Source organism: Streptomyces sp. NPDC051243 (assembly GCF_044455405.1).
Taxonomy (GTDB): Bacteria; Actinomycetota; Actinomycetes; order Streptomycetales; family Streptomycetaceae; genus Streptomyces.
Genome location: NZ_JBITES010000008.1, coordinates 42,741 through 68,559 on the forward strand (window position 1 = coordinate 42,741; position 25,819 = coordinate 68,559).

Annotated in this window: 21 protein-coding genes; 13 read left to right on the plus strand and 8 right to left on the minus strand. The window is 70.7% G+C overall.

Annotation, left to right across the window (positions count from 1 at the left end; genetic code table 11):
- Window positions 1-169 precede the first annotated feature (169 nt).
- From ACIBAG_RS20960 to ACIBAG_RS20970, 3 genes are all read left to right on the plus strand, one after another.
- Entirely contained in the window at window positions 170-1,120 is a 951-nt protein-coding gene (locus ACIBAG_RS20960) for a helix-turn-helix domain-containing protein (RefSeq protein WP_399107011.1), read from the plus strand.
- 386 nt (window positions 1,121-1,506) lie between these two features.
- Window positions 1,507-1,713, plus strand: coding sequence for a helix-turn-helix transcriptional regulator (locus ACIBAG_RS20965; protein WP_399107012.1), 207 nt, complete (start codon window positions 1,507-1,509; stop codon window positions 1,711-1,713).
- 52 nt (window positions 1,714-1,765) lie between these two features.
- Complete coding sequence (locus ACIBAG_RS20970; protein ID WP_399107013.1) at window positions 1,766-2,359, plus strand: GNAT family N-acetyltransferase; 594 nt, start codon at window positions 1,766-1,768, stop codon at window positions 2,357-2,359.
- Here the strand turns inward: ACIBAG_RS20970 and ACIBAG_RS20975 are convergent.
- Together ACIBAG_RS20975 and ACIBAG_RS20980 are read right to left on the minus strand one after the other, a co-directional pair.
- Window positions 2,334-3,383 (minus strand): zinc-dependent alcohol dehydrogenase family protein, encoded by a 1,050-nt coding sequence (locus ACIBAG_RS20975; protein WP_399107014.1) that lies wholly within the window; start codon window positions 3,381-3,383, stop codon window positions 2,334-2,336. The two genes, ACIBAG_RS20970 and ACIBAG_RS20975, sit on opposite strands and share 26 nt — an antisense overlap.
- Window positions 3,384-3,484: 101 nt before the next feature.
- Window positions 3,485-5,785, minus strand: a complete 2,301-nt coding sequence (locus tag ACIBAG_RS20980) for an MMPL family transporter (RefSeq protein WP_399107015.1) — start codon at window positions 5,783-5,785, stop codon at window positions 3,485-3,487.
- 161 nt (window positions 5,786-5,946) lie between these two features.
- Between ACIBAG_RS20980 and ACIBAG_RS20985 the strand changes: the two genes are divergently transcribed.
- The 3 genes from ACIBAG_RS20985 to ACIBAG_RS20995 all read left to right on the plus strand — a co-directional run bounded on the left by ACIBAG_RS20985 (window position 5,947) and on the right by ACIBAG_RS20995 (window position 9,414).
- Entirely contained in the window at window positions 5,947-6,594 is a 648-nt protein-coding gene (locus ACIBAG_RS20985) for a TetR/AcrR family transcriptional regulator (RefSeq protein ID WP_399107016.1), read from the plus strand.
- Window positions 6,595-6,733: 139 nt separating this feature from the next.
- Window positions 6,734-6,973 carry a heavy-metal-associated domain-containing protein gene (locus ACIBAG_RS20990; protein WP_399107017.1) on the plus strand — a complete coding sequence of 80 codons (240 nt, stop codon included), beginning with the start codon at window positions 6,734-6,736 and terminating at the stop codon, window positions 6,971-6,973.
- Between the two features lie 137 nt (window positions 6,974-7,110).
- Window positions 7,111-9,414: a heavy metal translocating P-type ATPase gene (locus tag ACIBAG_RS20995; RefSeq protein WP_399107018.1), complete on the plus strand. Its 2,304-nt coding sequence runs from the start codon at window positions 7,111-7,113 to the stop codon at window positions 9,412-9,414.
- A 691-nt stretch (window positions 9,415-10,105) separates the two neighbouring features.
- On the opposite strand, the gene ACIBAG_RS21000 is transcribed toward ACIBAG_RS20995, so the two are convergent.
- The 3 genes from ACIBAG_RS21000 to ACIBAG_RS21010 all read right to left on the minus strand — a co-directional run bounded on the left by ACIBAG_RS21000 (window position 10,106) and on the right by ACIBAG_RS21010 (window position 14,348).
- Complete coding sequence (locus ACIBAG_RS21000) at window positions 10,106-11,395, minus strand: citrate synthase (RefSeq protein WP_004001096.1); 1,290 nt, start codon at window positions 11,393-11,395, stop codon at window positions 10,106-10,108.
- Between the two features lie 264 nt (window positions 11,396-11,659).
- Window positions 11,660-13,918 carry an ATP-dependent RecD-like DNA helicase gene (locus tag ACIBAG_RS21005; protein ID WP_399107019.1) on the minus strand — a complete coding sequence of 753 codons (2,259 nt, stop codon included), beginning with the start codon at window positions 13,916-13,918 and terminating at the stop codon, window positions 11,660-11,662.
- A 64-nt stretch (window positions 13,919-13,982) separates the two neighbouring features.
- Entirely contained in the window at window positions 13,983-14,348 is a 366-nt protein-coding gene (locus ACIBAG_RS21010; protein WP_399107020.1) for a hypothetical protein, read from the minus strand.
- Window positions 14,349-14,578: 230 nt separating this feature from the next.
- Between ACIBAG_RS21010 and ACIBAG_RS21015 the strand changes: the two genes are divergently transcribed.
- The 6 genes from ACIBAG_RS21015 to ACIBAG_RS21040 all read left to right on the plus strand — a co-directional run bounded on the left by ACIBAG_RS21015 (window position 14,579) and on the right by ACIBAG_RS21040 (window position 21,087).
- Entirely contained in the window at window positions 14,579-15,616 is a 1,038-nt protein-coding gene (locus ACIBAG_RS21015) for a LacI family DNA-binding transcriptional regulator (protein ID WP_399107021.1), read from the plus strand.
- Window positions 15,613-17,136: a sugar ABC transporter ATP-binding protein gene (locus ACIBAG_RS21020; protein ID WP_399107022.1), complete on the plus strand. Its 1,524-nt coding sequence runs from the start codon at window positions 15,613-15,615 to the stop codon at window positions 17,134-17,136. The genes ACIBAG_RS21015 and ACIBAG_RS21020 overlap by 4 nt, the downstream gene beginning before the upstream one ends.
- Window positions 17,126-19,072 (plus strand): substrate-binding domain-containing protein, encoded by a 1,947-nt coding sequence (locus ACIBAG_RS21025; protein WP_399107023.1) that lies wholly within the window; start codon window positions 17,126-17,128, stop codon window positions 19,070-19,072. Before ACIBAG_RS21020 ends, ACIBAG_RS21025 begins: the two co-directional genes overlap by 11 nt.
- A 77-nt stretch (window positions 19,073-19,149) precedes the next feature.
- Window positions 19,150-20,052 carry a ribokinase gene (locus tag ACIBAG_RS21030; RefSeq protein WP_399107024.1) on the plus strand — a complete coding sequence of 301 codons (903 nt, stop codon included), beginning with the start codon at window positions 19,150-19,152 and terminating at the stop codon, window positions 20,050-20,052.
- Entirely contained in the window at window positions 20,049-20,438 is a 390-nt protein-coding gene (rbsD, locus tag ACIBAG_RS21035) for a D-ribose pyranase (protein ID WP_399107025.1), read from the plus strand. The genes ACIBAG_RS21030 and rbsD overlap by 4 nt, the downstream gene beginning before the upstream one ends.
- A gap of 262 nt (window positions 20,439-20,700) precedes the next feature.
- A complete protein-coding gene (locus ACIBAG_RS21040; RefSeq protein WP_399107026.1) occupies window positions 20,701-21,087 on the plus strand; it encodes a hypothetical protein in 387 nt (128 codons plus the stop codon).
- 127 nt (window positions 21,088-21,214) lie between these two features.
- Here ACIBAG_RS21040 and ACIBAG_RS21045 read toward each other — a convergent pair whose 3' ends face one another.
- From ACIBAG_RS21045 to ACIBAG_RS21055, 3 genes are read right to left on the minus strand one after another with little or no spacing between them, the layout of a single operon-like run.
- Complete coding sequence (locus ACIBAG_RS21045) at window positions 21,215-22,015, minus strand: sugar phosphate isomerase/epimerase family protein (RefSeq protein WP_399107358.1); 801 nt, start codon at window positions 22,013-22,015, stop codon at window positions 21,215-21,217.
- Window positions 22,016-22,047: 32 nt separating this feature from the next.
- Complete coding sequence (locus ACIBAG_RS21050; RefSeq protein ID WP_399107027.1) at window positions 22,048-23,199, minus strand: dihydrodipicolinate synthase family protein; 1,152 nt, start codon at window positions 23,197-23,199, stop codon at window positions 22,048-22,050.
- Window positions 23,196-24,353 (minus strand): Gfo/Idh/MocA family protein, encoded by a 1,158-nt coding sequence (locus ACIBAG_RS21055; RefSeq protein WP_399107028.1) that lies wholly within the window; start codon window positions 24,351-24,353, stop codon window positions 23,196-23,198. Before ACIBAG_RS21055 ends, ACIBAG_RS21050 begins: the two co-directional genes overlap by 4 nt.
- A 299-nt stretch (window positions 24,354-24,652) precedes the next feature.
- Here ACIBAG_RS21055 and ACIBAG_RS21060 point away from each other — a divergent pair, with 299 nt between their 5' ends.
- Window positions 24,653-25,702, plus strand: coding sequence for a LacI family DNA-binding transcriptional regulator (locus tag ACIBAG_RS21060; protein WP_399107029.1), 1,050 nt, complete (start codon window positions 24,653-24,655; stop codon window positions 25,700-25,702).
- Window positions 25,703-25,819: the final 117 nt, after the last annotated feature.

Here is a 25,819-nt window from a genome sequence, read left to right on the forward strand (position 1 = left end):
AGGAAGGCGCCCGGTGCCAGGAAATCCGTCTTCGGTCTCACCACGGCCGACCAAAGTATGCCGCCCGTGCGACCAGTGCGGGTTGTGTGCGGCTTGTCGCGGCCACGCGGCGGACCCGCATATCGACAACAGCCCCGCGCCCCGGAAAGGGGCGTTGCAAGATGGGGGGATGACTGGTGCCGTACGTGTGCGGTCGGGGCAAGGGCCTTGGGGGTCTTGGGAGATCGCTCTCGGCCTGCCCCATCCCCGGCTGCGGCCCGGGGTGATCAGTTATCGCGGGATCCGGCTCGGTCTGGATCGGCCTCGGCGGCGGCTGGAGGCGCCCATCGGAGCCGCGACACTGCTGCTCGGCTTCGACGAACCCGTACGGATCTCCCGTGCGGGGCGGCCCGCCGACACCCTCGTCTCCGTCTACTGCGGACCCACGACCACCCCGGCCGTCGGTGAGCACAGCGGTCGACTGGCCGGTATCGAGGTGCAGTTGATGCCGTGGGCGGCGTTCAGGTTGTTCGGGACGCCGCAGTACGAGCTCGCCAATCGGACCGTCGACCCCGATGACCTGCCGCACGCCCTGCCCACCCGCGTCGGCGAACTCGCCGCCGCGCTGGCCGCGTTGCCGACCTGGGCGGACCGGTTCGGGCTGCTCGACGACGTGTTCGCGCGCTGGTCGGACGCCGGTACGCCGTGTTCGGCCCGGGTGGTGCGGGCCTGGGCGGAGCTGGTGCGCACGGGTGGGTCGGTGCCGGTGGGGCGGCTCGCCGACGAGGTGGGGTGGAGCGTACGGCACCTGGAGAACCGGTTCCGGGAGCAGATCGGGCTGGGTCCGAAGGCGGCGGCACGCGTGCTGCGGCTGCAGCGGGCACGGCGGCTGCTGGCGGCGGGGCGCGGGCAGGCGGAGACCGCGGCGGCCTGCGGGTTCTATGACCAGGCCCATCTGAGCGGGGAGTTCAAGGCGATGACGGGATGCACGCCAGGCGAGTTCACGGCGGCGCGAGGGGCGCCGGCCGGGACGCCCGTGCCGGACCGGCTGGCGGGCGAGGCGACGAGCCTCGTCCTCGCGTCCGGTCGGGACGCATCCGACCGCGGTGCGCATTTTTCCAAGACCCGTGACCTTGGCTGAATGCAGGCTTTGATCCTCGGCGAGCCGCAGGAGGCGGGGGAGCTGGTGGGTCGGGCCCGGCGCAGCGGGTCCGGCCCACCGTTGCGTGGAGGCCCGGCATTGCGCCGCGAGCCCGCGTTGGCCTGAAGGAGAGCCGGCGGGGCTGTCAACGCACCGCGCCCTGGCGTCGGCGGGTGCCTTTGCGGCACCTGTGTCACAAGCGCTTCTTTCCTGTCACGCATGTCGCATCTCCGCGGGCCTTGCGTCACACCCCGTGCACAGGCCCTGCCCGCTCGTCGATCCCCCTCGTTGACCGGACGCAGGCTTTGTGATCACCAGCGCAGCGCACGGTCCCCACGACGACCGCCCCCGGTCGCCGCCGCTGCGCGCGCAGGGAGGTGCAACCGATGATCGACCGAACGCTCTGGTCCTACAAGGAGATCGCGGCACACATCAAGGTGCAGCCGGACACCGTGCGGTCCTATCGCAAGCACGGGCTGCTGCCACCGCCCGACCATGTGGAGGGCGGCAAGCCCTTCTGGTATCCCGACACCGTCCGGGCCTGGGTGGAGTCCCGGCCGGGCAACCGGGGGCGAAGGACGGCTGCGGACTGACCTCCCCGAAAATCACCTGTGCCCCACCCCCGGCGTGGGGCACAGTCACTCCATGAGCGACTTCTCCGTCAAGCCGGTACTCAGAGGCGACAGGACCGTACTGCGGCCATTCACCGAGGCCGACGCCGCTGTCATGGCGGAGATCATCGAGGACCCCGAGGTCCTCCGCTTCACGGACGAGACCTCCGAAGAGTTCCCCCTGGAGCGGCTGCGCTCCTGGTACGGCACCCGCTCCGACCAGCCCGACCGCCTCGACCTCGCCGTGACCGACCGCACCACCGGCGAACTCGTCGGCGAGGTCGTCCTGTACGAGTGGGACTCCAAGGCCCGCAGTTGTACGTTCCGCACGCTCATCGGGCCCAAGGGGCGCAACCGAGGGCTCGGCACCGAGGCCACCCGTCTCATCGTCGGCCATGGCTTCGAACAACTCGGGCTGCACCGGATCGAGTTGCAGGCCTACGGCCACAACCACCGTGCCCTGCGGGTCTACGAGAAGGCCGGTTTCGTGGTGGAAGGGGTTCGGCGGGAAGCCGATCTGCGGGACGGCGAGTGGGTCGACTGGGTGGTCATGGCCGTCCTCGACCATGAGTGGGCCACCCACCGCGGCCACCCCGACCTGGTCACCGTCGGCTCCACGGCTCGATAACCGTCACCCCCGCCCCCGGCCCCGTCCCGATCGCCTCCAACGCCGCCGGCACCGCGTCCAGCGAGATCGTCGACGTCACCAGCAGATCCGGCCGCAGCACCCCCGCCCGTACCAGCTCCAGCATCGGCGGGTAGGTGTGCGCCGCCATCCCGTGACTGCCCAGGATCTCCAGCTCCAGGGCGATCGCGCGGGCCATGGGTACCGGTGTCGTGCCGGACGTCGAGGGCAGCAGGCCCACCTGGATGTGCCGGCCCCTGCGGCGCAGGCAGTTGACGGACGCGGCGCAGGTGACGGGGGAGCCGAGCGCGTCCAGGGAGAGATGGGCGCCGCCGTCGGTGAGGGCGTGGATCGTGGCCGCCGTGTCCGGTGTGCGCGACGCGTCCACGCACTCCGCCGCCCCGAACTTCCGCGCGAGGTCCAGGGCCTGGGGCGAGACGTCCACCGCGACGACCCGGGCGCCGGACGCCGCCGCGATCATCACCGCCGACAGGCCGACCCCGCCGCAGCCGTGCACCGCGACCCACTCCCCCGCCGCCACCCGGCCCTGCTGCACGACCGCGCGGAACGCCGTGGCGAACCGGCAGCCGAGCGAGGCCGCCGTCGCGAAGGACATCCCGTCGGGCACCGCGACGAGGTTGACGTCGGCGTGGTCCAGCGCCACGTACTGCGCGAAGGAGCCCCAGTGTGTGAAGCCGGGCTGGGTCTGGCACTCGCACACCTGCTGGTCGCCCGCCGCACACGCCCGGCAGCTGCCGCAGGCGCACACGAACGGCACGGTGACCCGGTCGCCGGGCCGCCAGCCGGTCACCCGGTCGCCCACCGCCTCGATGACACCGGCGAGCTCATGACCGGGTACATGCGGCAGTGTGATGTCCGGGTCGTGCCCCTGCCAGCCATGCCAGTCGCTGCGGCACAGCCCCGTCGCCTCGACCCGCACGGTCACACCGTGGGGGGCGGGGTGCGGGTCGGACACCTCTCGTACCTCGGCCGGTTCGCCGTACCGCTCGAACACGACAGCCCGCATCCCGGTCTCCTTTCGGCCGCGCCCCTTGCACGGAGATCATCGCGAACGCTAGACGCTCCGCCGGGTTTGCGGTACGGCACCTGTGCCCGCTTCCAAGACGGTCAGCCGCGCGCGGCCACCTCGTCCCGTTGCCCGTCCCGTTGCCCGTCCCGTTGCCCGTCCCGTTCCCGGTCCCGCTCCTCGTGCGCCCCTTCCACAGCGGCGGGCACGGTTTCGCCCCCCGACTCGCTCATCCCGAACCTGTCGTGGAACCGGCGCAGCGCCCCCGGCGCCCACCAGGTCGCCCGCCCCGTGAGGCGCATGACCGCCGGGACCAGGAGACTGCGGACGATCATCGCGTCCATCAGCACCGCCAGGGCGATGCCGAGGCCGAGCATCTTGGTGTTGGTCACCCGGGAGGTGCCTATCGCGACCATCACGACAGCGAGGATCACGGCGGCGGCGGTTATCAGGCCGCCGGTGCGTTGCAGGCCGTGGCGGACCGCCTGGTCGTGGTCGCCGGTCGCGTCGTACTCCTCCTTGATGCGGGAGAGCAGGAACACGCCGTAGTCCATGGACAGGCCGAAGGCGACGCAGAACATCAGCACCGGGAGGGTCGTCTCGATCGAGCCGGGGCTGGTGAAGCCGAGCAGTCCGGACAGATGGCCGTCCTGGAAGACCCACACCACGGCGCCGAACATCGCCGTCAGGCTCAGCGCGTTGAGCACGACCGCCTGGATCGGGATCAGCACACTGCCCGTCAGCAGGAACACCAGCAGCAGGGTGACGACGGCGATGAAGGCGGCCGCCAGGGGCAGGCGTTCGGCTATCGCGTCCTTGGAGTCGACCAGGACGGCCGCCGCACCGGTCACCTCGGTGTCGAACGGCGCCTGCGTGGCGCGCAGTTCGCCCACCAGGCGCTGGGCCGGGTCGTCCACCGCCTCGCCCTTCGGCAGCACCGTGAAGTAGGCGGAGTCGCCCTTCACCAGCGGCCCGTCGACCCGGAGCACCTCCGGGAGAGCCGCGATCCGTTCCTTGTAGTCGGCGTACTGCGCCTGCGTCGCCCGCCCCTCGGCGAACACCTCCAGGCCGCCGCCGGGGCTGCCCGGGAAGCCGTCGCGGATGTGCTGCTGCACCACGTGGGACTCGGCGCTCGACGGCAGCTGACGGTCGTCCGCGGTGCCGAACTTCACGCCCAGGAAGGGCAGTCCGAGCAGGACCAGGACGGCGGTGGTGCCCAGGGCGAAGAAGGGAGCGCGGCGCATGACGAGGTTCGCGGTGCGGGTCCAGGCCCTGCCCTCCGATGCGCCGGACGCCCGATCGGGTGCCTCACCGGACCCCTTCGGCCGCCCGCGCCGGAACAGGCGGCGCAGATCGAGGGAGTTGACCCGGTGGCCGAGCAGGACCAGTGCCGCCGGGAGCAGGATCAGCGCGGCCGCCGCGGCCAGCAGCACCACCGCTATCCCGGCGTAGGCGAAGGAGCGCAGGAAGTACTGCGGGAAGAGCAGCATCGCCGCGAGGGAGACCGCGACCGTGAGGGCCGAGAAGAGGACCGTACGGCCGGCCGTGCGCAGGGTCGTGCCGACCGCCGCCAAGGGCTCGGCGCCGGCCGTGAGTTCCTCGCGGAAGCGGCGGACGATGAACAGCGCGTAGTCGATGGCGAGGCCGAGGCCCAGGGCTGTGGTGAGGTTCATCGCGAAGACCGACACGTCCGTGATCTCGGCCAGGCCGCGCAGCACCGCGTTCGTGCCGAGGATCGCGACGATGCCGATGCCGAGCGGCAGCAGGGCCGCGACCGCGCTGCCGAAGACCATCACCAGCAGCACCAGGGTGACCGGCAGGGCGATCACCTCGGCGCGCAGCAGGTCCTCCTGGATGATCGTCTGCATCTCGTGCCGCACGGCGACCGGGCCGCCCACGCTGACCTCCACCGGCCCGTGCGCACCCCGGAACTCGGGCGCGAGGCGGTCCAGGGTCTCCCCCATCTCCTTCTCCTCGCCCGTGATGCGGGCGGCGATCAGCGCCTCATGGCCGTCCTCGGCGCGCAGGGCGGGGGCCGACGAGGGGTCCGCCTGCCAGTAGGAGCCGACTCCTATGACGCCCTTCTCGGCGGCCAGACGTTCGGTGAGCCTCCTGGCCTCGGCGGCGACCGCGGGGTCGTCCACGGAGGCGCTGCCCGCGTCCACCAGGAGCAGGAGGTTGGGCTGGGAGGCGGGGAACTCGCGCTCCAGTGCCTTGGTCGCGTAGGTCGACCCGGCGTTCGGATCCTCCCAGCCGCCGCTGCCCAGCCGGTCGGCGACGCCGCTGCCGGCCACCACCGCGAGCGCTGTGAGCACCAGGGCCACGAGCAGCGACAACCGGGGGCGGGCCGTGACGAAGCGGGTCCAGCCTCCGACGCGGGGCGGCCTGTTGACTTCGGTCATTGTGCGGTGTCCCCTTCACCTGATCCGTGCTGTGCGCAGCGAGGCAGCATGGAGCCGTCACTGCCATAGACTGGCAAACACGAGACATCGCTCGCGTTTCTCCAGAATGCGAGCGACCGCTCGCGTTTGTCAATCGCGTTCGGAGAAGCTGGGGATAACGCGTGTCCGTCAACGAGGAGAAGGAGCAGCCGCGCCGCCGCCAGGCCCGCGGCGAGCGCCGGATCGCCCAACTCCTGGAAGCCGCCGCCACCGTCTTCACCACCACCGGCTACACGGCCGCCAGCACCAACGCCATCGCCCGCGAGGCGGGCGTCTCGCCGGGCACGCTGTACCAGTTCTTCCCGAACAAGGAGGCGATCGCGATCGAACTGGGCGTCCGGCTCATGCACGAGATGCGCGAGACGTACGGCGAGGCGCTCGCGCCGGTCGATCCCGCGACGCCCCTGGAGCAGGCGGTCGGCTCGGCCGTGGACCGGTTCATCGCCTTCAACTGCGAGCACCCGGTGTTCTTCGCGCTGATGCACGGCCCCGACATCCCCGGCCGCATCACCGAGGAGCACGACGCCCTGCACGCGACGCTGCTCTCCCGGATCGAGGACCTGCTCTCCTCGCTCCTGCCGGACACCCCGCCGGCCGACCTCACCCGGACGGCGCACATGAGCCTCGGCCTGTACAAGGCGGGCCTGGAACTGGTCCTCGCCCACGAGGGCGCCGAGCGCGAGGCCTACATCCGGGAGCTGAAGAACGCCCTGATCCGCTACCTCGACCCGCTGGTCGGCGCCACACTCGGGCAGCCCGAGCCCTCCTGAAGCCGCCCGGCACCCCCGGAGCGCGGGTCCCACGTCACCCCGACGCCTCTTGGAGAAATACCCCATAGGGGTATAGCTTGGGGTGCGGAGGCCCCTCCTGGGCCCCCTCGGCCCCACATGCCTCGACGAGGAGAACGACATGACCGCCCAGACCGGCACCCCGGGTTCCGTCACCGCCGTCTACAAGGTGAGCGGTATGAGCTGCGGGCACTGCGAGGGTGCCGTATCCGGCGAGATCTCCGAGATCCCCGGCGTCAGCTCGGTGAAGGCCGTCGCCTCGACCGGTGAGGTCACCGTCGTCTCCGCGGCGCCGCTGGACGAGGAGGCGGTGCGCTCCGCGATTGACGAGGCGGGCTTTGAGCTGGTCGGTACCGTCTGAGACCCGCGCTCCCCGGGAGTGCGACGACAGAGAGTGCCAGGAGATGCCGTCCGGTGTCTGCGGCTCCGTCGTGGCTGATCGCGCAGTTCCCCGCGCCCCTTCGGGGCGCGGCCGAACCGCCTTGGAGCACGGAGAACATGTCCAGCACCGCCCAGGCCCCGATAGCGCCGATCTCGGAAGTCGAGCTGCTCATCGGCGGAATGACCTGCGCCTCCTGCGCGGCCCGCGTCGAGAAGAAGCTCAACCGCATGGGCGGCGTCACCGCCACGGTGAACTACGCGACGGAGAAGGCGAAGGTCAGCTACCCCGCGGACATGGAGGTCGCCGACCTCATCGCCGTCGTCGAGAAGACGGGGTACACCGCCGAGGAGCCCGCTCCCCCGCGGCCCGAGCCGCAGCAGTCCCCGGACAATGCCGAGCGGGCCCCGGAAGACCCGGAACTGGCCTCATACCGCCAGCGCCTCACGGTCTCCGCCCTGCTCGCGGTCCCGGTCATCCTGCTGTCGATGGTCCCGGCCCTGCAGTTCGACAACTGGCAGTGGCTCGCGCTCACCCTCGCCTCGCCGGTCGTCGTCTGGGGCGGGCTGCCCTTCCACCGCGCCGCGCTCACGAACGCCCGGCACGGTGCGGCGACCATGGACACGCTGATCTCGATGGGCACGCTGGCGGCGTTCGGCTGGTCGCTGTGGGCGCTGTTCCTCGGTGACGCGGGCATGGCCGGCATGCGCGACGACTTCGAGTTCACCGTCGCGCGCGTGGACGGCGCCTCGCAGATCTACCTCGAAGTGGCCTCCGGGGTCGTCACCTTCATCCTGCTCGGGCGCTGTCTGGAGGCTCGCGCCAAGCGCCGCGCGGGTGCGGCACTGCGCGCCCTGATGGAGCTCGGCGCGAAGGACGTCGCCGTACTGCGATACGAGGAGGGCGAGCGCGAAGCGCTCTCGGTTGAGGGTGGTGGTGGGAGACGGGCGGGCGGACGCGAGGTCCGCGTCCCGGTCGACCGGCTGGCCGTCGGCGACCGGTTCGTCGTACGGCCCGGCGAGAAGATCGCCACCGACGGCACCGTCGTCGAGGGCTCCTCCGCCGTGGACGCGGCCATGCTGACCGGCGAGTCGGTGCCGGTCGACGTGACGGTCGGGGACGCGGTCACCGGCGCCACGGTCAACGCGGGCGGGCGGCTCGTCGTGGAGGCGACCCGGATCGGCGCCGACACGCGGCTCGCCCGGATGGCGAAGCTGGTGGAGGACGCGCAGAACGGCAAGGCCGAGGTGCAGCGGCTGGCCGACCGGATCTCCGCGGTGTTCGTACCCGTGGTCATCGTGCTCGCGGTCGCCACCTTCGGCGCCTGGCTCGGCATGGCCGACGACGCGGTCGCCGCGTTCACCGCGGCCGTCGCGGTACTGATCATCGCCTGCCCGTGCGCCCTGGGCCTGGCCACGCCCACGGCCCTCAGGGTCGGCACCGGACGCGGGGCTCAGCTCGGGATCCTCATCAAGGGCCCGGAGGTGCTGGAGTCCACGCGCCGGATCGACACCGTCGTCCTGGACAAGACCGGCACGGTCACCACCGGTCGCATGACCCTGCAGAAGGTGTACGTCGCCGAGGGCGCCGACGAGGAGCGGGTGCTGCGGCTCGCGGGCGCCGTCGAGCACGCCTCCGAGCATCCCGTCGCCCGGGCCGTGGCCGCGGGTGCCGAGGAGCGGGTCGGACGGCTCCCGGAGGTGGAGGGGTTCGAGAACGTCCCCGGGCGCGGCGCCCGCGCGCGCGTGGAGGGCCATGACGTGGCCGTGGGGCGCCTTTTCGAGGAGCTGCCACCCGAGCTCGCCCGCGCCCGGGAAGAGGCCGAGAGAGAGGGTCGTACGGCCGTCGTGGTCGGGTGGGACGGGGTGGCGCACGGTGTCGTCGCCGTCGCCGACGCGGTGAAGGAGAGCAGCGCCGAGGCGGTGCGTGAGCTGCGCGCGCTGGGGCTGACTCCGGTGCTGCTGACCGGGGACAACCGGACGGTCGCCGAAGCGGTGGCGCGGACGGTCGGTATCGATCAGGTGATCGCGGAGGTCCTGCCCGAGGACAAGGTCGAAGTCGTACGGCGGCTGCGGCGCGAGGGGCGCCGCGTGGCCATGGTGGGTGACGGCGTCAACGACGCGGCAGCGCTTGCCACCGCCGATCTGGGTCTCGCCATGGGGACCGGGACGGACGCGGCGATCGAGGCGGGCGATCTGACGCTGGTGCGCGGGGATCTGCGGGTGGCCGCGGACGCGATCCGGCTGTCCCGCAGGACGCTGGCCACGATCAAGGGCAACCTGGTGTGGGCCTTCGGGTACAACGTCGCCGCGTTGCCGCTCGCCGCGGCGGGGTTGCTGAACCCGATGATCGCGGGGGCCGCGATGGCCATCTCATCGGTGTTCGTCGTGACGAACAGCCTGAGACTGCGAACCTTCCGGTGAATTCGTAGTAAGAACCCCGCCAGGCCCCTCTGGAGTCCGAAGCCCAGCTCACATAAGCTCTTCACAAGGCTCTCGCATCATCCTTACGCTTGGGTCCCGATCGCCATATCGGGGCTCTTGCGTATCTAACGGACATATGCAAGAGACGCAGATCACAGTGATGTGAACGTAACCATCGAAGGGGTTCGAAGGTCTAAGTTGACGATGTCAGGCAGCGTCTTGGGGGGCGCTTACTGGCATCTGGGGATGTCTTGGGGGACTTCCTCAGAGTTGCGTTGCCGGGGCACGTACATCGGGAAGCTTTGAGCGGCCCTCCCGACCGTGCGCTGTCCCGGCAGATCGCATACACAACCGAACACATCACAACCGCACACATGAGTACGACGAGTTCTGCTCGTTCTACTCAATCGGCAACACCGAAAGACAGCGATTCAGGCGCTCGTCTCTCAGACGCCCGGCCGGATCCCGTGGGGGGAATCCGCACCGGGACATGGGAAGGCGCCCTGGACGTCGGCCCGTGGGGGGACCGGCGCCAGGGCGCCTTTCTCTTCGCGGATTCAACCGGGGGGTCTCGGGGGCTTCAGGTCGTCTCCCGGCTGACAGCCGGTGGGGGCTGGTCGCGCCGCGCGGCGGAGCCGCACATCGACACAGCCCCGCGCCCCTTGCAGGTCAGCCCCGTCACCGGCGTGTATCAGCGCTCTTCGACCGGAACGAAGTCCCGCTCCACCACACCCGTGTAGATCTGGCGCGGACGGCCGATGCGCGAACCCGGCTCCTTGATCATCTCGTGCCACTGGGCGATCCAGCCCGGCAGACGGCCGAGGGCGAACAGGACCGTGAACATCTCGGTCGGGAAGCCCATGGCCCGGTAGATCAGACCCGTGTAGAAGTCGACGTTCGGGTAGAGGCTGCGCGAGACGAAGTAGTCGTCGGAGAGCGCGTGCTCCTCCAGCTTCAGCGCGATGTCCAGCAACTCGTCGGACTTGCCGAGGGCCGACAGGACGTCGTGCGCGGCGGCCTTGATGATCTTGGCGCGCGGGTCGAAGTTCTTGTAGACCCGGTGGCCGAAGCCCATCAGACGGACGCCGTCCTCCTTGTTCTTCACCTTGCGGATGAAGGAGTCGACGTCGCCGCCCGCGTCACGGATGCCCTCGAGCATCTCCAGCACGGACTGGTTGGCGCCGCCGTGCAGCGGGCCCCACAGCGCGTTGATGCCGGCCGAGATCGAGGCGAACATGTTCGCCTGCGAGGAGCCCACCAGGCGGACCGTCGACGTGGAGCAGTTCTGCTCGTGGTCCGCGTGCAGGATCAGCAGCTTGTCCAGGGCCGAGACGACGATCGGGTCGAGCTCGTACTCCTGCGCCGGCACCGAGAAGGTCATGCGCAGGAAGTTCTCGACGTAACCGAGGTCGTTGCGCGGGTAGACGAACGGGTGGCCGATCGACTTCTTGTACGCGTACGCCGCGATCGTCGGAAGCTTCGCGAGCAGGCGGATCGTCGAGAGGTTGCGCTGCGTCTCGTCGAACGGGTTGTGGCTGTCCTGGTAGAACGTGGACAGCGCGGAGACGACCGACGACAGCATGGCCATCGGGTGGGCGTCGCGCGGGAAGCCCTTGTAGAAGTTCTTGACGTCCTCGTGCAGCAGGGTGTGCTGCGTGATGTCGTTCTTGAAGGTCGAGAGCTCGTCGACGGTCGGCAGCTCACCGTTGATCAGCAGGTAGGCCACCTCCAGGAAGGTGGAGCGCTCGGCCAGCTGCTCGATCGGGTAGCCGCGGTAGCGGAGGATGCCCGCCTCGCCGTCGAGGTAGGTGATGGCGGATTTATAGGCGGCGGTGTTGCCGTAACCGCTGTCCAGCGTCACCAGACCGGTCTGGGCGCGGAGTTTGCCGATGTCGAAGCCCTTGTCGCCGACGGTGCTGTCAATCACCGGGTAGGTGTACTCGCCGTCGCCGTACCGCAGTACTACAGAGTTGTCGCTCACGTCTTCCCTCACCGACGTTGTGCCTCATCTTCGAGGTTGCCCTGACTGTCTCTACCCTCCCCCATTTGGCTCAGGAGAGTGCACTCGGGGTCGACCATTGGGCCTATCGGCGGCACTCAGTGCCGCCAACCTGTCATCCTGCCCCGTGTTTTCCCCATCTGGAAGTGGTCTGTGACCTTCACGACTCGTTTGATCGATCATTTTTTTCGCTGCCTCACGAACCGCCAGGTCAGAAGCGTCTGCGGCGGCGGGCCGAAAGCGGTGTCAGGAGCCGGCGAGCCGGTGGTCGAGCGCCGTGCAGCGCCGCCCCGCCGACACCGTGCGCACGGCCTGGCCGATCGCCTTGCGTGAACCGACCAGAACGACCAGTTGTCTGGCCCGGGTCACGGCCGTGTAGAGCAGGTTCCGCTGGAGCATCATCCATGCTCCGGTGGTGACGGGGATCACCACAGCGGGATATTCACTTCCCTGTGAACGGTGGATGGTCACCGCGTACGCGTGCGCGAGCTCGTCCAGTTCGTCGAATTCGTACGGCACCTCCTCGTCCTCGTCCGTCAGCACCGTGAGGCGCTGGTCGACCGGGTCGAGCGAGGTGACCACGCCCACGGTGCCGTTGAAGACACCGTTCTTCCCCTTCTCGTAATTGTTGCGAATCTGGGTGACCTTGTCGCCGACACGGAAGACCCGGCCGCCGAACCGCTTCTCCGGCACATCGGGGCGTCCGGGGGTGACGGCCTGCTGGAGCAGCCCGTTCAGCGTGCCCGCGCCGGCCGGTCCCCGGTGCATGGGAGCCAGAACCTGGACGTCCCGGCGCGGGTCGAGCCCGAACTTGGCCGGAATTCGGCGGGCTGCCACGTCCACCGTGAGCCTCCCGGCCTCCTCCGTGTCGTCCTCGACGAAGAGGAAGAAGTCCTTCATGCCATCCGTGACCGGGTGCTGCCCGGCGTTGATCCGGTGTGCGTTGGTCACCACGCCCGACTGCTGGGCCTGACGGAACACGCGCGTGAGGCGGACGGCCGGGATGGGGCTGTCCTCGGCGAGCAGGTCCCTGAGGACCTCTCCCGCGCCGACGCTGGGCAGCTGGTCGACATCACCCACGAAGAGCAGATGGGCACCCGGCGGTACGGCCTTGACCAGCTTGTTGGCCAGCAGCAGGTCCAGCATGGACGCCTCGTCGACCACCACCAGGTCCGCCTGGAGCGGGCGGTCCCTGTCGTAGGCCGCGTCGCCGCCGGGCTTGAGCTCCAGCAGGCGGTGGACGGTGGAGGCCTCGGCTCCGGTGAGCTCCGCGAGGCGCTTGGCGGCGCGGCCGGTAGGGGCGGCGAGCACGACACGGGCCTTCTTCGCGCGGGCCAGCTCCACGATCGAGCGCACCGTGAACGACTTGCCGCAGCCGGGGCCGCCGGTCAGGACGGCGACCTTCTTCGTCAGCGCCAGCTTGACGGCGGCCTCCTGCTCGGGGGCGAGGTCCGTGCCCGTACGGCCCTTCAGCCAGCCCAGCGCCTTGTCCCAGGCCACGTCACGGAAGCCCGGCATGCGGTCCTCCTCGGTGCGCAGCAGGCGCAACAGCTGCGCGGCGAGGGAGAGTTCGGCCCGGTGGAACGGGACGAGATAGACGGCGGTGACGGGATCACCCGAGCCGCCTTCGGGACCGGGGACCTTCTCCCGTACGACACCGGGGTCGCCGCCGTCCTCCGGCACCTGGGCCAACTCCCCCAGGCACTCGATGACGAGCCCGGTGTCGACCTGCAGGAGCTTGACCGCGTCGGCGATCAGCCGCTCCTCGGGGAGGTAGCAGTTGCCCTGGTCGGTGGCCTGCGACAGCGCGTACTGCAGGCCCGCCTTGACGCGCTCCGGGCTGTCGTGCGGGATGCCGACGGACTGGGCGATCTTGTCGGCGGTGAGGAAGCCGATGCCCCAGACGTCGGCGGCCAGCCGGTAGGGCTGGTTCTTCACCACGGAGATCGAGGCGTCGCCGTACTTCTTGTAGATGCGCACGGCGATGGACGTGGACACCTCGACGGTCTGCAGGAAGAGCATGACCTCCTTGATCGCCTTCTGCTCCTCCCAGGCGTCGGCGATCTTCTTCGTGCGCTTGGGGCCGAGGCCTGGGACCTCGATGAGCCGCTTCGGCTCCTCCTCGATGATCTTCAGGGTGTCCAGCCCGAAGTGCTGGGTGATGCGGTCGGCGAAGACCGGGCCGATGCCCTTGACCAGGCCGGAGCCCAGGTAGCGGCGGATGCCCTGGACGGTGGCCGGCAGGACGGTCGTGTAGTTCTCGACGGTGAACTGCTTGCCGTACTGCGGGTGGGAGCCCCAACGGCCCTCCATCCGCAGCGACTCGCCGACCTGGGCACCCAGCAGCGCGCCGACGACGGTCAGGAGGTCGCCGCCGCCCCTGCCCGTGTCGACGCGGGCGACCGTGTAGCCGTTCTCCTCGTTGGCGTACGTGATCCGTTCGAGGACGCCTTCGAGTACGGCCAGTCGTCGTTCGCCTGCGGAAGCCCCCGGCTGATTGGACATGATCCGACGCTACCGCCCGGGTCCGACAACGCGGGAAGCCTGTGGACGAAGCAGCCGCCGGCCGTCACCCCGCCTGGGACTTCACGTGGTCGATGACCGCCTGGAAGTCCTCGGTCGGCGAGAACTCGACGAACTCGCAGTCCTCCAGGGCCACCGGGACATGGCCGGGCGCCCAGTAGTACGCCTGACCCGCCTCGTACTCCCGCTCGCCCTCGGCCGAGCGCATCCTGAGTCGCCCCTTGAGCATGTAGCCCCAGTGCGGGCACTGGCACGCGTCGCCGGGAAGCCCCTTCACGGCCGGCCCCATGTCCGTGCCCTGCGGCAACCGCACGTACCCGACCGACATGCCGCCCCCAATCGGCTTGATGCGCAGTTCCACCCCGTCGCCCTCCATGGCGACGGGCGTCTCGTTGCGGGTGGCCGACGTCATGACTCCTCCGCTTCCGGCCTGCGACGGGCCTGGGGAACACCACTGCGTCACCTCCAGCCTGGGCCCCCTCCCGGCGGCCTGCGACTTGTGAGCGGATCATCACGATCCGGTCTCGGGATGTGGTTGAGGGCTTGATTAACCCCCGTGTAATCGATTCCAATCCTCCGTACACGCCGATGTAATCGATTCCACGGCGTGGCACGTACGAACCACGAGGAGGTGGAGCGGCGATGGCGAGCATCAAGGACGTCGCTGCCGAGGCGGGCGTCTCCGTCGCCACGGTCTCGCGCGTCCTGAACGACCATCCGTCGGTCAGCGCCGAGGCACGCACGCGCGTGCTGGCCGCCGTCGAGACCCTGGGCTACCGCCCGAACGCCGTCGCCCGCTCCCTGCGCACCGACCAGACCCACACCCTCGGCCTGGTCATCAGCGACGTGATGAACCCCTACTTCACCGAACTGGCCCGCTCCGTCGAGGAGGAGGCCCGCGCGCTCGGCTACAGCGTCATCATCGGCAACGCCGACGAGCGGCCGGACCTGCAGGACCACCATGTGCGCAACCTGCTGGACCGGCGTATCGACGGGCTCCTCGTCTCCCCCACCGACGGCGGCTCGCCGCTGATGCTGGACGCCGCGCGCGCGGGGACGCCGATGGTGTTCGTGGACCGGTGGATCCCGGGCGTGGACGTGCCCGTGGTGCGGGCCGACGGGCGGGCCGCCGTACGGGACCTCGTGGCGCATCTGCACGGGCTCGGGCACCGGCGGCTCGCGATCATCGCGGGACCGGCGGCGACCACGACCGGACGGGAGCGCGTGGAGGCCTTCCGGGAGGCACTCGGCGCGTACGGCCTCGAACTCCCCGACGCCTACACAGGGCAGGGCGACTTCCAGGCCGAGAGCGGGCGGCGCGTCACCGAGGGCTTCCTCGACCTGCCCGAGCCGCCCGAGGTCGTGTTCGCCGCCGACAACCTGATGGCGCTCGGCGCGCTGGACGCCGTACGCGCGCGTGGGCTGCGCGTGCCGGACGACCTCGCGCTGGCCGCGTTCGACGACATCCCGTGGTTCGTGCACACCGATCCGCCGATCACCGCGATCGCCCAGCCGACGGGCGAGCTGGGCCGGGCCGCCGTACGCGCCCTGGTCGACCGCATCGAGGGACGGCCCGGCGAGTCCGTCACGCTGCCCGCCCGTCTCGTCGTACGCCGCTCGTGCGGCGAGCACCCCAACCCCCCACAGTCCCCCTCCCCAGTGCAAAGGAGCACGTCGTGAGCAACCCGGACGAGTTGCTGCGCATCGAGGGCATACGGAAGACCTTCCCGGGCGTGGTCGCGCTGGACGGCGTCGACTTCGATCTGCGCCGGGGCGAGGTGCATGTGCTGCTCGGTGAGAACGGCGCGGGCAAGAGCACCCTCATCAAGATGCTCTCCGGCGCCTACACGCCCGACGCCGGCCGGATCCTGGTCGGCGGCGAGGAGACGCGCATCAATGGTGCGCAGGACTCCGAGCGCCTCGGGATCGCCACCATCTACCAGGAGTTCAACCTCGTTCCCGATCTCACGGTCGCCGAGAACATCTTCCTGGGGCGCCAGCCGCGCCGCCTCGGGATGATCGACCGCAAGCGGATGGAGGCCGACGCCGCCGTCCTGCTGGAGCGGGTCGGCGTCAACGTCTCCCCACGCGCGCGTGTCCGTGAACTCGGCATCGCACGCCTGCAGATGGTCGAGATCGCGAAGGCGCTGAGCCTGAACGCGCGCGTGCTCATCATGGACGAGCCGACGGCCGTGCTGACCTCCGAGGAGGTCGACAAGCTCTTCGCGATCGTGCGCAGACTGCGCGAGGACGGTGTCGGGATCGTCTTCATCACCCACCACCTGGAGGAGATCGCCGCCCTGGGCGACCGGGTGACGGTCATCCGGGACGGCCGGAGCGTCGGGCAGGTCCCGGCCGCCACGCCGCAGGACGAGCTCGTACGGCTGATGGTGGGGCGCTCGATCGAGCAGCAGTACCCGCGCGAACGCGCCGACAAGGGCGCCGCGTTGCTCACCGTCGAGGGGCTGACCCGGGACGGCGTCTTCCACGACGTCAGCTTCGAGGTGCACGCCGGTGAGGTGGTCGGCATCGCGGGGCTCGTCGGCGCCGGGCGCACCGAGGTCGTGCGGGCGGTCTTCGGGGCCGATCCGTACGACAAGGGCGCCGTGAAGGTCTCCGGGGCGGCCCTGAGGCGCCACGACGTCAACGCGGCCATGGCGGCCGGCATCGGACTGATCCCCGAGGACCGCAAGGGCCAGGGCCTGGTGCTGGACGCGTCCGTCGAGGAGAACCTCGGCCTGGTGACACTGCGTTCGGCCACGCGCGCGGGGCTCGTCGATCTGAAGGGCCAGCGGGAGGCCGCGGGGCGGATCGCGCAGCAGCTCGGCGTGCGGATGGCGGGCCTCGGGCAGCACGTGCGCACCCTCTCCGGCGGCAACCAGCAGAAGGTCGTCATCGGCAAGTGGCTGCTCGCCGACACCAAGGTGCTGATCCTCGACGAGCCCACGCGCGGGATCGACGTCGGCGCCAAGGTCGAGATCTACCAGCTGATCAACGAACTCACCGCCGCCGGTGCGGCCGTACTGATGATCTCCAGCGATCTGCCCGAGGTCCTCGGCATGAGCGACCGGGTCCTGGTCATGGCCCAGGGCCGGATCGCGGGCGAACTCCCGGCCGCCGAGGCCACCCAGGACGCCGTGATGGCGCTCGCCGTCTCCACCCCCAACACGATCGGAACGGAGGCCCCCCGTGGCCACTGACACGCTCAAGAGCACGCCGGGCGCGAGTGGCGCCTCGGGGCTTCGCCGGCTCCTCCTCGACAACGGCGCGCTCACCGCGCTGATCGTCCTCGTCGTCGCGATGTCGGCGCTGTCCGGCGACTTCCTGACCGCGGACAACCTCCTCAACGTCGGCGTCCAGGCGGCCGTGACCGCCATCCTCGCCTTCGGCGTCACCTTCGTCATCGTCTCGGCGGGCATCGACCTGTCGGTCGGCTCCGTCGCCGCCCTGTCGGCCACCGTCCTCGCCTGGAGCGCCACGTCGGAGGGCGTCCCGGTCTTCCTCGCCGTGCTCCTCGCCATCGCGACCGGCATAGCGTGCGGCCTGGTCAACGGCTTCCTGGTGTCGTACGGCAAACTCCCGCCGTTCATCGCGACGCTGGCGATGCTGTCGGTGGCCCGCGGCCTGTCCCTGGTGATCTCGCAGGGCTCCCCGATCGCCTTCCCCGAGTCGGTCTCGCACCTCGGAGACACGCTCGGCGGCTGGCTGCCGGTGCCGGTGCTCGTGATGGTCGGCATGGGGCTGATCACGGCGTTCGTGCTGGGACGGACGTACATCGGCCGCTCGATGTACGCGATCGGCGGCAACGAGGAGGCGGCCCGCCTCTCCGGTCTGCGGGTGAAGAAGCAGAAGCTCGCCATCTACGCCTTCTCCGGTCTGTTCGCCGCCGCCGCGGGCATCGTGCTCGCCGCCCGGCTGTCCTCCGCGCAGCCGCAGGCCGCGCAGGGCTACGAGCTGGACGCCATCGCGGCGGTCGTCATCGGCGGCGCCTCGCTCGCGGGCGGCACCGGCAAGGCGTCGGGCACGCTGATCGGCGCGCTGATCCTGGCGGTGCTCAGAAACGGCCTCAACCTGTTGTCCGTGTCCGCCTTCTGGCAGCAGGTCGTCATCGGTGTCGTGATCGCGCTGGCGGTGCTGCTGGACACGGTGCGCCGCAAGGCCGGGGCCACCCCCGTCACGACCGGCGGCAGCGGCAACAAGGGCAAGCAGGCGGCGACCTACCTCCTCGCGGCCGTCGTCGCGGCGGCGGTCGTGGGCGCGACGTCCCTCCTGCACAGCGGTTCGTCCGAGGCGAAGAGCCAGAAGATCGGCCTGTCGCTGTCGACCCTCAACAACCCCTTCTTCGTGTCGATCCGCACCGGGGCGCAGGAGGAGGCGAAGAAGCTGGGCGTCGACCTCACGGTCACGGACGCGCAGAACGACGCCTCGCAGCAGGCCAACCAGCTGCAGAACTTCACCAGCGAGGGCCTCGGCACGATCATCGTCAACCCGGTGGACTCGGACGCGGTGACCCCTGCGGCGAAGGCCGTGAACAAGTCGGGTATCCCGCTCGTCGCCGTCGACCGTGCGGTCAACAACGCCACCACCGCCGCCCTCGTCGCCTCCGACAACGTCACCGGCGGCAAGCTCGCCGCCGAGGCGCTCGCCGAGAAGCTTGGCGGCAAGGGCAGGATCGTGATCCTGCAGGGCCAGGCGGGCACCTCCGCCAGCCGTGAGCGCGGCGCCGGCTTCGCCGAGGGCCTGAAGGCCTACCCGGGCATCGAGGTCGTCGCCAAGCAGCCCGCCGACTGGGACCGCACCAAGGGATTGGACGTCATGACCAACCTGCTGCAGGCCAACCCGGACATCGACGGCGTCTTCGCGGAGAACGACGAGATGGCGCTCGGCGCGATCAAGGCCCTCGGTTCCAAGGCCGGTAAGTCCGTCCAGGTCATCGGCTTCGACGGAACCGCGGACGGTCTGAAGGCCGTCGAGGCGGGCACCCTCTTCGCGTCGGTGGCACAGCAGCCGACGGAGCTCGGCAGGATCGCCGTACAGAACGCGGTGAAGGCAGCGAGCGGCGACAAGGTCGAGAAGTCGGTGATGGTGCCGGTGAAGGTGGTCACGAAGGAGAACGTGGCCGGCTTCACGGGCTGAGCTCGACCGGCGGGCGGGTCCTTCGCGGGACCCGCCCGCCTCAGGTGACCACGGGGATCAATCAGGGGAGCGACCTCATGTATGACTACGACCTCCTGGTCGTAGGGTCGGCCAACGCCGACCTGGTGATCGGTGTCGAGCGCCGGCCGGGCGCCGGCGAGACCGTGCTCGGCTCCGACCTGGCCGTCCACCCGGGCGGCAAAGGCGCGAACCAGGCGGTCGCGGCCGCCCGGCTCGGTGCCCGTACGGCGCTGCTGGCCCGGGTCGGCGACGACGCGCACGGCCGGCTGCTGCTCGACTCGCAGCGGGCGGCCGGTGTGGACACGGTGGGCGTCCTGGTCGGCGGCGCGCCGACCGGCGTCGCGCTGATCACGGTGGACCCGTCCGGGGACAACAGCATCGTGGTCTCGCCGGGGGCGAACGGACGGCTCACCCCGCAGGACGTACGGGCCGCCGCGAGCCTCTTCCAGGCGTCCCGGGTCGTGTCCGCCCAGCTGGAGATCCCGCTGGAGACGGTCGTGGAGGTGGTCCGCAGCCTGGCGGACGGCGGCCGCTTCGTCCTCAACCCGTCCCCGCCCCGCCCGCTGCCGGGCGAGGTGCTGGCGGCCTGCGACCCGCTGATCGTGAACGAGCACGAGGCGAAGGTGATCCTCGGCGACTCCGCGGTGGGCGAGACACCGGAGGACTGGGCGCGGATCCTGCTCGCCAAGGGGCCCCGCTCGGTGGTGGTGACCCTGGGCGCGGAGGGCGCGCTGGTGGCTTCCGCGGAGGGTGTGACGCGGGTGCCGTCCGTGAAGGTGGACGCGGTGGACACGACGGGCGCGGGCGACGCGTTCACGGCCGCGCTGGCCTGGAAGCTCGGGGCGGGCTCGTCCCTGGCCGAGGCGGCGGCGTACGCGGCACGGGTCGGGGCGGCGGCGGTCACGAAGGAGGGCGCGCAGGAGTCCTTCCCGACGGCTGCGGAGGTGGAAGCCCCGTGAAGAAGGCCGGGATCCTGAACCGTCACCTCTCCGGCGCCCTGGCCGAGCTGGGCCACGGCGACGGTGTGCTCGTGTGCGACGCAGGCATGCCGATACCCGACGGCCCCCGGGTCGTGGACCTGGCCTTCCGGGCCGGGGTGCCGTCGTTCGCCGTGGTGCTGGACGGTCTGCTGGCCGAGCTGGTGGTGGAGGGCGCGACGGCGGCGAAGGAGACGCGGGACGCCAACCCGGCGGCGGCCGCGCTGCTGGAGGGGGAGTTTCCCGAGCTGGAGCTGGTCACGCACGAGCGGCTGAAGGAGCTGTCGGCCGGGGCACGGCTGGTCGTACGGACCGGGGAGGCACGGCCGTACGCGAATGTGCTGTTGCGCTGCGGCGTCTTCTTCTGAGCAGCCGTACGAACGTTTCGAGGGGCCCGGTCCGTCGACCGAGCCCCTCGGGTTTTCCCCTCCCGTCAGGACCCCCGCGATCCCCCCAGATCCCCCTCCAGAAGTCCTGATGCCAAGTACGACCGGCGAGGTGGAGCAAGGGTTGTACGGCCTTCCCGAATTTCTTTTCCGCGCACCCGTCGCATCGCGTCGGCATCGCGTGGGCACCGCCTCGCCACCGCCTCGGCGTGCCGACGATTCGGGGCAGACGTAGCGTTTAGTCATGTCCGAGGTAGACGAAAACCCCCTCCTGTCCCTCCAGGACGACGTGCTCCACGAGCTCGGCGACGACCGGATCGGGGACATCGCGGGGCTGCTGGGCACGGACGAGGCGGGTGCCCGGCAGATGGTCTGTACGACGGTGTCGGCCCTGTCCGACGAGGCGGAGACCGTGGCGACGCCGCACGACGCCCCGCTCACGGGCGTGGCCACGGTGGGAGGGTTCGCGACGGGCGGCCTCATGGCCGGGCTGCTGGCCGAGGAGGCCGAGCCGGTCGCCGCCTCGGTGGCCCGCAGTACCGGGCTGCCGCCGGAGGCGGTGTCGCGGGTCGTGGAGATGGTGATTCCGGTGGAGCTGGCGGTGCTCACGAAACGGGCGGCGAGGAAGTAGGGCGAGAAAGCGAAGGCGTGAGGAAGTAGGGCCGAGGAAGCAGGCGAGGAAGCAAGGACATCGATCCGCCCCGCCCGGACGAACGCCGATGCGAGGCAGATCGCACGGGCCGCCGTGCTGTCGCCGGTTACCGGATGACGTGCTCCACGAACCGGGACGCCGTCTCCGCGAGCACCTCCCGCCCGTCCCGCGCCCACAGCCCGTCGTTGAACAGCTCGACCTCGACGGCGCCGGTGTAGCCCGCCGCCGCCACGTACCCGAGCCACTCCCGCATGTCGATCGCCCCGTCCCCGATCTGACCGCGCCCGGTGAGCACGCCCTCGGGCAACGGGGTCGTCCAGTCGGCGAGCTGGAAGGTGTGGATACGGCCACCCGCCCCCGCCCGGGCGATCTGCTCCGGCGCCGTGTCGTCCCACCAGATGTGGTACGTGTCCACCGTGACGCCGACCTGGTGGGCCGGGAAGCGTTCCGCGAGGTCCAGGGCCTGGGCCAGCGTCGACACCACGCACCGGTCGGCGGCGTACATCGGGTGCAGCGGCTCGATGGCCAGCTTCACGCCGTGCTCCTCCGCGTACGGCCCCAGCACCGCCAGCGCGTCCGCGATCCGCTCCCGGGCGCCGTGCAGGTCCTTGGAACCGGCGGGGAGTCCGCCGGACACCAGCACCAGGACGTCCGTGCCCAGCGTGGCCGCCTCCTCGACGGCCCGCCGGTTGTCGTCCAGCGCCTTCGCCCGCTCGTCCGGGTCGATCGCCGTGAAGAAGCCGCCGCGGCACAGGGTGGTGACGGTCAGGCCCGCGTCACGGACCAGCTTGGCCGTCGCCTCCAGGCCGTACTCCTGGACGGGCTCACGCCACAGGCCGACCTGGCCGACGCCCAAGCGGCCGCATTCCCCGACCAGTTCGGGCAGGCTCAGCTGCTTCACCGTCATCTGGTTGATGGAGAAGCGTTCGAGTTCGGTGCTCACTGGGCCACCCCGTACAGCGACAGCAGGTTCTTCATCCGCTCCTCGGCCAGCTTGGGGTCCGGGAAGAGGCCCAGTGCGTCGGCGAGTTCGTAGGCGCGGGCGAAGTGCGGGAGGGAGCGGGCCGACTGCAGGCCGCCGACCATGGTGAAGTGCGACTGGTGACCGGCCAGCCAGGCCAGGAAGACCACGCCCGTCTTGTAGAAGCGGGTGGGCGCCTGGAAGAGGTGGCGGGACAGCTCGACCGTCGGGTCGAGGAGCTCACGGAAGCCGGCCACGTTCCCGGTGTCGAGGACGCGTACCGCCTCCGCCGCCAGCGGGCCCAGCGGGTCGAAGATGCCGAGCAGGGCGTGGCTGAAACCCTTCTCGTCGCCCGCGATCAGCTCGGGGTAGTTGAAGTCGTCGCCCGTGTAGCACCGCACGCCCTGCGGGAGGCGGCGACGGATGTCGATCTCCCGGCCCGCGTCGAGCAGTGACACCTTGATGCCGTCCACCTTGTCGGGGTGCGCGGCGATGACCTCCAGGAAGGTGTCGGTGGCCGCGTCCAGGTCGCTCGACCCCCAGTAGCCCTCCAGGGCCGGGTCGAACATGGGGCCCAGCCAGTGCAGGACCACCGGCTCGGCCGACTGGCGGAGCAGGTGGCCGTAGACCTGGAGGTAGTCCTCGGGACCGGAGGCCGCCGCGGCCAGCGCCCGCGAGGCCATCAGGATGGCCTGCGCCCCGCTCTCCTCCACGACGGCGAGCTGCTCCTCGTAGGCCGCCCGCACCTCCGCGAGGGATCCGGCGGCGATCTGGTCGGTGCCGACACCACAGGCGATCCGCCCGCCGACGGCCTTCGCCTCGGCGGCACTGCGGCGGATCAGCTCGGCTGCGCCCGCCCAGTCCAGGCCCATCCCCCGCTGGGCGGTGTCCATCGCCTCGGCGACGCCGAGCCCGTGGGACCACAGGTGGCGGCGGAAGGCGAGGGTGGCGTCCCAGTCGACGGCGGCGGGCGAGTCGGGGGAGGTGTCGGCGTACGGGTCGGCGACGACGTGCGCCGCGGAGAAGACCGTACGGGAGCTGAAGGGCGCGCCCGGGGTGAGGGCGAGGGGCTCCTGGCGGGGCTCGTACGCCCTCAACCCGCCCTTGAAGTCGGGAAGTCGGATGGTCACAGCGAGATCTCCGGTACGTCGAGACGGCGGCCCTCGGCCGAGGACTTCAGGCCCAGCTCGGCGAGCTGGACGCCGCGGGCGCCGGCGAGGAGGTCCCAGTGGTAGGGGGCGTCGGCGTAGACGTGCTTGAGGAACAGCTCCCACTGGGCCTTGAAGCCGTTGTCGAAGTCGGCGTTGTCCGGGACCTCCTGCCACTGGTCGCGGAAGGAGTAGGTGGCCGGGATGTCCGGGTTCCAGACCGGCTTGGGGGTGAGGGAGCGGTGCTGGACGCGGCAGTTGCGCAGACCGGCGACGGCGGACCCCTCGGTGCCGTCGACCTGGAACTCCACCAGCTCGTCGCGGTTGACGCGCACGGCCCAGCTGGAGTTGATCTGGGCGATCGCGCCGCCGTCGAGCTCGAAGATGCCGTAGGCGGCGTCGTCCGCGGTGGCGTCGTAGGGCTTGTCGTTCTCGTCCCAGCGCTGCGGGATGTGGGTGGTGGCGATGGCCTGGACGGACTTGACCCGCCCGAAGAGCTCGTGGAGCACGTACTCCCAGTGCGGGAACATGTCGACGACGATGCCGCCGCCGTCCTCGGCGCGGTAGTTCCAGGACGGGCGCTGGGCGGCCTGCCAGTCGCCCTCGAAGACCCAGTAGCCGAACTCGCCGCGGATGGAGAGGATCCGCCCGAAGAAGCCCCCGTCGATGAGCCGCTTGAGCTTGCGGAGCCCCGGGAGGAAGAGCTTGTCCTGGACGACGCCGTGCTTGATGCCGGCCTCGTTCGCGAGCCGGGCCAGCTCCAGGGCGCCCTCCAGGCCGGTCGCCGTCGGCTTCTCGGTGTAGATGTGCTTGCCGGCGGCGATCGCCTTCTTGATCGCCTCCTCGCGGGCGGAGGTGACCTGGGCGTCGAAGTAGATCTCGACGGTCGGGTCGGCGAGGACCGCGTCGACGTCGGTCGAGATGTTCTCCGCGTCCAGGCCGTGCTGCTCGGCGAGCGCCTTGAGCGCGTGCTCGCGGCGGCCGACCAGGATCGGCTCCGGCCACAGCACGGTGCCGTCGCCGAGGTCGAGTCCGCCCTGCTCGCGGATGGCCAGGATGGAGCGGACCAGGTGCTGGCGGTAGCCCATGCGCCCCGTCACACCGTTCATGGCGATACGCACCGTCTTGCGTGTCACGTCGATCCCTTCGTACGCGTCGTACGCGATGTCTGCGCCGCGTATCGCCCTGTCCCTCACTGGTGAGCGTCGCAGCAAGCGCTTTCTATTCGATAAGAAGCTAGCCTCTGAGCAGCGGTCCGGACAAGACCGTGACCAGCCTGAGTTGTTCGAGGGGACGAACAACGGGGCCTGTTGGCCGTATGGTCTGCTCGGCACACACGGAACCGTGGACGTGGGCGGCCTGTCTACGTGGGCGTAAGCCTGCCTGTGAGCGCGTACGAGGTGTACGACGAGATGCACGACCGGAGGACGACGAGATGACGGTGACCCTGGCGGACGTGGCGGCCCGCGCCCAGGTCTCCCCCGCGACGGTGTCGCGCGTGCTGAACGGGAACTACCCCGTGGCCGCCACCACCCGCGAGCGGGTGCTGCGGGCGGTGGACGAGCTGGACTACGTGCTGAACGGTCCGGCGAGCGCGCTGGCCGCGGCGACTTCCGATCTGGTCGGGATCCTCGTCAACGACATCGCCGACCCCTTCTTCGGGATCATGGCGAGCGCGATCCAGTCGGAGATCGGGGGTCCGGGCGGTCGCGCGGGCGGCGAACGGCTGGCGGTGGTCTGCAACACGGGCGGCTCCCCGGAGCGGGAGCTGACCTACCTGACCCTGCTGCAGCGGCAGCGGGCCGCGGCGGTCGTCCTGACCGGCGGCGCCGTGGAGGACGCGCCGCACGCGGCGGCGGTGGCGGCGAAGCTGCGGAAGCTGGCGGACGCCGGGACGCGCGTGGTGCTGTGCGGGCGGCCGCCGGCGCCGGACACGGGCGCGATCGCGCTGACCTTCGACAACCGCGGGGGCGGACGGGAGCTGACCGAGCACCTCATCGGCCTCGGACATCGGCGGCTCGGCTACATCGCGGGCCCGGAGGAGCGCACGACGACCCGCCACCGGCTGGAGGGCCACCGGGCGGCGCTGGAGGCGCACGGCATCGCGGAGGACCCGCGGTGGACGGTGTACGGCCGCTACGACCGCCAGTCCGGTTACGAGGCGACGCTGGAACTTCTGCGGCGGGATCCGTCGCTGACGGCTGTCGTGGCCGCGAACGACTCCGTCGCGTTGGGGGCGTGTGCCGCGCTGCGGGACTCCGGGCTGCGGATTCCGGACGACGTGTCGGTGGCGGGCTTCGACGACCTTCCGTTCAGCATCGACGCGGTGCCTTCCCTTACGACGGTGAGGCTGCCGTTGGCGGAGGCGGGGGCGCGGGCCGGGCGGATCGCCATGGGGCGGGAGGAGGCACCGCCCGGGGGGATCGCGACGGTTCGGGGGGAGTTGATGGTTCGGGGGTCTTCTGGGGGGCCGCGGGTTTCCTGAGGGGTGGGCGGACCGGGGCCTCGGGTTTCCACCGCCGTCTCACCCGCCCTCCTCGACCACCGCGCACGTCACGCACGTCACCGCACCCTGTCGAGCCGGTGAAAGACGGCTGGCAAG

Excerpts from the sequence above, each read along its gene's own strand:
- ACIBAG_RS21010 (WP_399107020.1), bottom strand. The coding sequence starts at position 14,348 with ATGACGTCGGCCACCCGCAACGAGACGCCCGTCGCCATGGAGGGCGAC.
- ACIBAG_RS20975 (WP_399107014.1), bottom strand. The coding sequence starts at position 3,383 with ATGCGGGCTGTCGTGTTCGAGCGGTACGGCGAACCGGCCGAGGTACGA.
- ACIBAG_RS20990 (WP_399107017.1), top strand. The coding sequence starts at position 6,734 with ATGACCGCCCAGACCGGCACCCCGGGTTCCGTCACCGCCGTCTACAAG.
- ACIBAG_RS20980 (WP_399107015.1), bottom strand. The coding sequence starts at position 5,785 with ATGACCGAAGTCAACAGGCCGCCCCGCGTCGGAGGCTGGACCCGCTTC.
- ACIBAG_RS21060 (WP_399107029.1), top strand. The coding sequence starts at position 24,653 with ATGACGGTGACCCTGGCGGACGTGGCGGCCCGCGCCCAGGTCTCCCCC.
- ACIBAG_RS20970 (WP_399107013.1), top strand. The coding sequence starts at position 1,766 with ATGAGCGACTTCTCCGTCAAGCCGGTACTCAGAGGCGACAGGACCGTA.
- ACIBAG_RS21030 (WP_399107024.1), top strand. The coding sequence starts at position 19,150 with ATGTATGACTACGACCTCCTGGTCGTAGGGTCGGCCAACGCCGACCTG.
- ACIBAG_RS20960 (WP_399107011.1), top strand. The coding sequence starts at position 170 with ATGACTGGTGCCGTACGTGTGCGGTCGGGGCAAGGGCCTTGGGGGTCT.
- ACIBAG_RS20995 (WP_399107018.1), top strand. The coding sequence starts at position 7,111 with ATGTCCAGCACCGCCCAGGCCCCGATAGCGCCGATCTCGGAAGTCGAG.
- ACIBAG_RS21015 (WP_399107021.1), top strand. The coding sequence starts at position 14,579 with ATGGCGAGCATCAAGGACGTCGCTGCCGAGGCGGGCGTCTCCGTCGCC.
- ACIBAG_RS20965 (WP_399107012.1), top strand. The coding sequence starts at position 1,507 with ATGATCGACCGAACGCTCTGGTCCTACAAGGAGATCGCGGCACACATC.
- ACIBAG_RS21040 (WP_399107026.1), top strand. The coding sequence starts at position 20,701 with ATGTCCGAGGTAGACGAAAACCCCCTCCTGTCCCTCCAGGACGACGTG.
- ACIBAG_RS21045 (WP_399107358.1), bottom strand. The coding sequence starts at position 22,015 with ATGACGGTGAAGCAGCTGAGCCTGCCCGAACTGGTCGGGGAATGCGGC.
- ACIBAG_RS21005 (WP_399107019.1), bottom strand. The coding sequence starts at position 13,918 with ATGTCCAATCAGCCGGGGGCTTCCGCAGGCGAACGACGACTGGCCGTA.